Origin of the sequence: Wandonia haliotis, assembly GCF_039523435.1 — a bacterium.
GTDB lineage: Bacteria > Bacteroidota > Bacteroidia > Flavobacteriales_D > Crocinitomicaceae > Wandonia > Wandonia haliotis.
Genome location: NZ_BAAAFH010000001.1, coordinates 62,241 through 68,771, shown reverse-complemented (window position 1 = coordinate 68,771; position 6,531 = coordinate 62,241). Strand labels below are relative to the sequence as shown.

At 38.5% G+C, this 6,531-nt stretch carries 6 protein-coding genes; 1 reads left to right on the top strand and 5 read right to left on the bottom strand.

From position 1 onward, the window contains the following. Positions 1-137: 137 nt before the first annotated feature. From ABDZ97_RS00285 to ABDZ97_RS00265, 5 genes are read right to left on the bottom strand one after another with little or no spacing between them, the layout of a single operon-like run. Complete coding sequence (locus ABDZ97_RS00285; RefSeq protein ID WP_343783882.1) at positions 138-1,352, bottom strand: bifunctional 3,4-dihydroxy-2-butanone-4-phosphate synthase/GTP cyclohydrolase II; 1,215 nt, start codon at positions 1,350-1,352, stop codon at positions 138-140. 35 nt (positions 1,353-1,387) lie between these two features. Continuing rightward, positions 1,388-2,581 (bottom strand): glycosyltransferase, encoded by a 1,194-nt coding sequence (locus ABDZ97_RS00280; RefSeq protein ID WP_343783880.1) that lies wholly within the window; start codon positions 2,579-2,581, stop codon positions 1,388-1,390. Then, positions 2,559-3,728, bottom strand: coding sequence for a glycosyltransferase (locus ABDZ97_RS00275; RefSeq protein ID WP_343783878.1), 1,170 nt, complete (start codon positions 3,726-3,728; stop codon positions 2,559-2,561). The genes ABDZ97_RS00280 and ABDZ97_RS00275 overlap by 23 nt, the downstream gene beginning before the upstream one ends. Then, entirely contained in the window at positions 3,725-5,188 is a 1,464-nt protein-coding gene (locus ABDZ97_RS00270; RefSeq protein WP_343783876.1) for an LptF/LptG family permease, read from the bottom strand. Before ABDZ97_RS00270 ends, ABDZ97_RS00275 begins: the two co-directional genes overlap by 4 nt. Positions 5,189-5,230: 42 nt before the next feature. Beyond that, entirely contained in the window at positions 5,231-5,623 is a 393-nt protein-coding gene (locus ABDZ97_RS00265; RefSeq protein WP_343783874.1) for an START-like domain-containing protein, read from the bottom strand. 72 nt (positions 5,624-5,695) lie between these two features. Here ABDZ97_RS00265 and ABDZ97_RS00260 point away from each other — a divergent pair, with 72 nt between their 5' ends. Beyond that, entirely contained in the window at positions 5,696-6,445 is a 750-nt protein-coding gene (locus ABDZ97_RS00260; RefSeq protein ID WP_343783872.1) for a methyltransferase family protein, read from the top strand. Positions 6,446-6,531: the final 86 nt, after the last annotated feature.

Here is a 6,531-nt window from a genome sequence, read left to right as displayed (position 1 = left end):
TCTGCGTTCGTTTTACATAATCTGATCTTTGACCTTCTTTCATAACGATTTTTTTGTGTATCGCTATTTCAGGACTAGACACTATATGAAAATAAAAAAGAGATGCTATTGAGCATCTCTTTTTTTGTAGAAATAATTTATTTCAAATGTTTCAGGGAGTGTCCCATTTTATCACGTTTAGTCTTTAAGTACAACTCGTTGTGACGGTTACTTTCAATTTCCAGGGGAACGTTTTCAGTTACTTCAAGCCCGTAAGCTGTTAATCCGGTACGTTTTTTAGGATTATTGGACATAAGTCGCATTTTAGTCACACCAAGAGCACGTAAGATTTGTGCGCCGATTCCGTAATCCCGCTGATCCATTTTGAATCCGAGTTTAAGATTAGCTTCTACAGTATCCAATCCTTCTTCCTGGAGTTTATACGCTTTTAGTTTATTTAGTAAACCGATTCCCCGTCCTTCCTGATTCATGTAGACAATGACTCCTTTACCTTCTTTATCGATCATTTCCATTGCTTTGTGAAGCTGAGGCCCGCAATCACATCTGCACGAACCGAAAATATCACCCGTCATACAAGAGGAATGAACGCGAACTAAGATAGGTTCGTTTTCGTCCCATTCTCCCTTTACTAAGGCCAGGTGCTCCTGTCCATTAGTAGTTTGTTTGAATGCATGAAGTTGGAAATCTCCGTAGACAGTTGGCATTTTAACGTCAACTTCTTCTTCAATAAGTGTTTCGGTTTGTAAACGGTATTGGATAAGGTCCTCTATGGAAATGATTTTAAGGTCAAATTTTTTCGCTACTTCCATTAATTGTGGAAGACGTGCCATTGTACCATCTTCATTCAGAATCTCAACAAGTATTCCTGCAGGTTGTAATCCAGCTAATCTTGCGATATCTACAGCAGCTTCTGTATGTCCTGTTCTTCTAAGGACACCTCCTTTTTTTGCGCGTAATGGAAAAATATGTCCCGGACGTCCAAGGTCGAATGGTTTTGTTTCCGGATTTACAAGAGAAAGAATGGTCTTTGCCCGGTCATGAGCTGAAATTCCTGTAGTACATCCATGCCCGATAAGATCTACCGATACAGTGAACTGAGTATGGTGAAGAACCGTATTGTTTGTAACCATCAGGTTTAAATCCAGCTCGTCACATCGATCCTCTGTAAGAGGTGTACAGATTAGACCACGACCATGAGTTGCCATGAAGTTAATCATTTCAGGAGTAGCCATTTCAGCAGCAGCTATAAAATCTCCTTCATTCTCCCGGTCTTCATCATCTACAACGATTATTACTTTTCCCGCCCGGATATCTTCCAGAGCTTCTTCTACTGTATTTAGTTTATAGCTCATTTTGCTTTGAATTGGGTTACAAAGTTAACGATATTTCAACGGCTTATTGCCATCATTTTGTCAGAAAGTTTTTGTGTAAGATTATTCCAGTTGAAGTTAGCTTTGACATAATTCTGACCATTTGTAGCATAACGCTCCCGGAGCTCTTCATCAGATAAGAGCATTTGGATCTTATCAGCAAAGCCTTCGGGGGTTTCAGCAAGCAGTATTGATGAAGAGTCCGCTCCGAGGGCATTGTTTGCCAGAGGAGTGGTGATACAGGGAATTCCCATCGCCATTGCTTCCAGAAGTTTGTTTTGTAATCCCGTTCCTATAAACATAGGAGCAACAAAAACAATGCCCTTTGCATAACTGTCTCTGATGTCTTCAACCCATCCGGTCAGGTCTATTTTCCCCTGAAGCCGTTCAATTTCAGAGACAGGATTTGCACCGGAGATAAGCACGGATACGTTACGACCGGAAGCTTTCAATACAGGACATATTTCATGAGTAATATAATGTACTGCATTTATATTCGGAGGATAACTCAGATTTCCTGTGAAAACGAGGTCATGTGTTTTCTGTACAGGTTTACTATAGTTAAAGAAATGTTCTCCGACACCATTGGGAAGAATGTCAATTTTTGCACGCTGGGGGTGTGCGATTAAGTCCCTGTCCTGTTCTGAGATGATTGTATGGTACTCAAAATAGTCAAATAGAATGTTCTCGTATCTCGTTAAGCGTTTCCATTCGGAACGGAATAACCAACGACTGAGCAGAGAAGATTGAGGAATGCGTCTTTTTATTCCGGCACTCAAAGCATCCATGTAGTCGATGGTCTTTGTACAGGAATGGTAGTTTTTGACGTATTCTGCAGCACGAATTAGTTGACAAAATATATGATCAGGTTCAATTCTTTTTAATAATATATCAATTTGATGATGAATAGAATGCTGATAAAAATAACCTACCTGAAAGGGCTTTGTCGTAAAAAACTGTAAACCTGTATTGAAAAGTTTTTTCCACTTGTCGAGTTGGAAAATATGCAACTCTTTACAGTACGCATTTACTTTAGCTTTATGCTCTTCTGAAATCGTTTGTTCACTCAGGCAGATCGCATAAATATCCCAGTCTTTACTTAAATCTCGGATTTGGTAGAAAGCGCGAAGTTTATCTCCTTTTTCCGTTGGAAAAGGAAAGCGGGAGAGAACAACAACTAAACGTGGTTTATGCTTTTCCGATGAATTCATAAAGTTTTTCTTTCAAAGCGTCTGCTGAGTAATTTTTGTTTAAGTATTCTTTCAGGGCAAGTCCCAACTCTGTATAGAGTGGAGGAGAAGCGATAAGTCGTTTCATTTGCATAATAAACTCGGCTTCCGTACTTGCTTGTAGAAAATGTTTATCGGGGATTAGCCCCAGGCCTTCTACTGCTTTAGGGGTTGCAATTACCGGAATTCCCATACTTCCTGCTTCCAGAATTTTGATCCGGATTCCACTTCCCTGAAAAACGGGTACAATCATGATTCCATGTCGGATCATGAACTCAGAGGAATCATTTACCTCTCCATGATTCACTACTTTTTTTACAGAAGAAAATAAGTCAGAAGCAAGTTTTCTTCCTGCCAAATGTAAAACGGAAGAAGACTCTGTATGTATAAATGAGGTCCAAACCTGATTAATAAACCAGGAAACACCTGCTTTATTAGGTTCCCAATCCATAGCTCCAAGATGAAAGAAGTCATGAGAAAAGGGAGAAGATTCCTGTCGGGTTGGAATTGTAGTCGGAATATGAACGACCGGGGTATTGGGAGCAACAGTAGTTACATACTCTACTTCTTTGGGAGAAATAGCAATGATTCCGTCTACCTCATTAAAAATGGTGTTTTCATAACTCCGTAGTCCTTTTACGGATAGTTGAGCTGAGAGTCTTTTGATCCCGCCCATAGTACTCAACTGCTCATCCCATAAATCGGATTCGATATTGTGAGTTCTCAGGAATAATTTGCAACCACTTTTTTTCAACGCAGGAAGATATGGGGCTAATTGAAGTCCCTCGATAATAACAATGTCCGGTTGGTATGTAGCTATTGTGTTACGAATTTTATTCTGAAAATCAATTGAATAAAATCGTTTCAACCAATAAGGTGTTTCCGAAAATAAAGAACGGATCAGTCCTGTTATACGGGGAGCTGTAGTTACCCGGACATGTGCAGGAGTGAGTGATATTTCATTGGTTAACTGATCAGGATATAAAGGGTGTTTTTCTGTTGAAAGAGTAGCCCAAAATACAGTGTATCCGGCGTTCTTTAACAATTGATGAAAGGCTGACATAGCAACACATCCTCCGTCTGTTTTGGGGAGAAACGGTTTGGGTGTTATGTGCAACACCTTTGTCATTTTTTTCTGAAAAGTCGTTTAAGAAAAGAAAAATCAACTGTGGTTAACGGCTGGTCATTTCCGGCTCTTATATTCAGATAAATGGCAAAAGGTGCGAGAATAAATGAACTCAGCCAGGTTCCCACCCAGGGTAATACTGTTTGTGATTTTACCATATTTTCTCCCGAAATGGAGATGACATAATAGATCATGAAAAGCAAAACCGCAATTACAACCGGGGCTCCGAACCCTCCTTTTCGAACAATAGCTCCCAGTGGTGCGCCAATGAAGAACAGAATCAGTACTGAAGCACTGAGGGCGAACTTTTTGTGGAATTCAGAATCAATTTTTAGAAGTTCTTCGTATTTCGTTTTTAGAAGGTGTTTTTGACTTTCGAAGTTTTGCATCCTTCTACGGATTTTTGAGATGGCCTCATTATAAGCAACCCGCAGTTGAGAGTCGTTTAATGCTTCTAGTCGTACTACCGAACTATCAGAAATAACAGGGAGCATCGAATCTCTTTTTTCCGTTGATTCCGATTCTAAAGAACGTTTATAATCTTTAGCCAGATAATAAATATGGTCGTTTAATGCTCCTTTCGAAAGTGTTCCTGCAATATCCCTGTATTGATTCATGGATGAATCAATTGCCTTATCCAGCTGAAAGATATTCATCATTTCAAATTGATTCTTGAACAAATCTTCGTTTGTACGCTCCAGTTTAAACCCTGATAAATCAATTTTTAATGTCGCAGTTTCAAATTCTGATTTACGCGCCGGCTTATACTCTTTATATTCGGGAATCCCATTTGCGTTGATTCTTGGTGGAGGAGTAGGAAGCTCTTCATTCATGTAACCGTTTGTCAACTTGAATAAAAGAAAATCTCCTTTGGGTGATTTGAATAATTCGCCACTGTCTGCTTTTATAACCCGAACAAATTGTGGATTGGTTTCATCGTATATCGTTACCGACTCGAATTTGTTTTCCTCACCTTTTCCGACCTTTATACTAAACCCGGTCAATTCTCTTGTATACGACCCAGGTTTTAGTACCAGTGCAACTTTGGTTTGCTGGATATCGTAGATCAGAGTTCGCATTTTGAGGTTAGATACCGGAATAATATAATTGGAGAAATAAAAGGTTACCAGTGCGAGTATAATCATGAACGTCATTAGTGGACGCATGATTCGGAAAAGAGAAAGACCCGAAGATTTTAAGGCGGTAAGTTCATTATTTTCTGCCAGATTCCCCAGGGTCATAATCGAAGAGAGAAGAACAGCAAGAGGAAGTGCTAATGGAATCAGATGGGCAGAGAGGTAAACAATTAATTCAATAATAATGGAAATCTCCAACCCTTTTCCCATAAGATCGTCGATGTATTTCCAGAAAAACTGCATAACAAGGATGAACATTGATATTACCAATGTTATAAAAAAAGGTCCGATGAAAGACTTCAGACTAAAAAGATACAGTTTCTTCACATCACAAATTTCGAAAGCACAAATTTAATGTACTTTCCAAAGTTACGCCCCAAGTATGCGTTTTAATTCGTTGATTTGCGATTCCCACAATTCAGTTGCTTCTTCAACTTCGTCTTCTTCTGCGAAATCAATAACATAGAAAAGAGTAGATTTTGTCATGGGATCGGTGGCTATTTTGAATTCAAAATATGTATTTTCACCCTCTTCTTCGTCCGACATCCAAATCCATTTTATGCATTCTCCGTTTCGTTTTGTAATCAAACGAGCTTCTTCTTCTGCTCCGTCCCAGATAAATGTGTAAATGTTATCCTTGTTGACGTTTACGTTGTCAGCAAACCATTCGCTAAGACCGCTGGGGGTGGCAACAAGATTATAAAGAACTTTCGGAGAAGTCTTCAAAAGGTATTCTAATTCATATTTCTTTTTTTCCGACATGTCTGGACGAATTAATTATTTATAACTTCGCAGCATTATTTTGTAGGTCTGAAATATACAAAAAACTTTTAGATGGCATTAATACATTCTTTTGAAAAATCAGGAAATTTTTTGTTTAAGTACAGAGGTCAAATCCCTGTTGTTCTATTCTTAGCGGCGATCCCGGTAATCTATTTTACAGATTATTCGTGGATGGATAATGATGAGGTTAACTACTATATTCTGCTTGGAGTTGCCGCTCTTGTTTCATTTTTGGGACAATATGTACGTGCTGTAGCAATCGGTACTTCCAATAAAAATACTTCGGGTAGAAATACAAAAGAGCAGGTTGCTGAAGCGTTGAATACAAAGGGTATTTATTCCACTGTAAGACATCCGTTGTATCTGGGGAACTATCTGATGTGGATTGGTATTGTTATTTACACCGGAAATATTTGGTTTTTATTGTTGGTCAGTTTGCTTTTTTGGTTGTATTACGAGCGAATAATGTTTGCAGAGGAACGTTTTTTGGAGAGAAAGTTTGGAGAAGATTATCTGAACTGGTCTTTAAAAGTACCTGCATTTATACCTTCTTTCAGGAATTATGAAAAAAGTCCGATTCCTTTTTCAATGAAAACTATTCTGAGAAGAGAGTATTCAGGTGTTTCTGCTACGATTATTGGGTTTCTTTTTGTGGATATTTTTCGGGACGCAGTAACCAGTGGAAGCTTTACGTATCATTCGTATTATGGAATCGTTTTTGGGATTGCACTTCTGATTTCATTGGTGCTACGTACAGTAAAGCATAAAACCAAACTTCTTTTTGAGGAAGATCGTTCATAAAATAAGAGAATATAGTTTTGTTTTTCAGTTGCTTGATGAAACAGGAGAAAAATATTTTCATTTATCTATAGTATGATTGAAAAAAC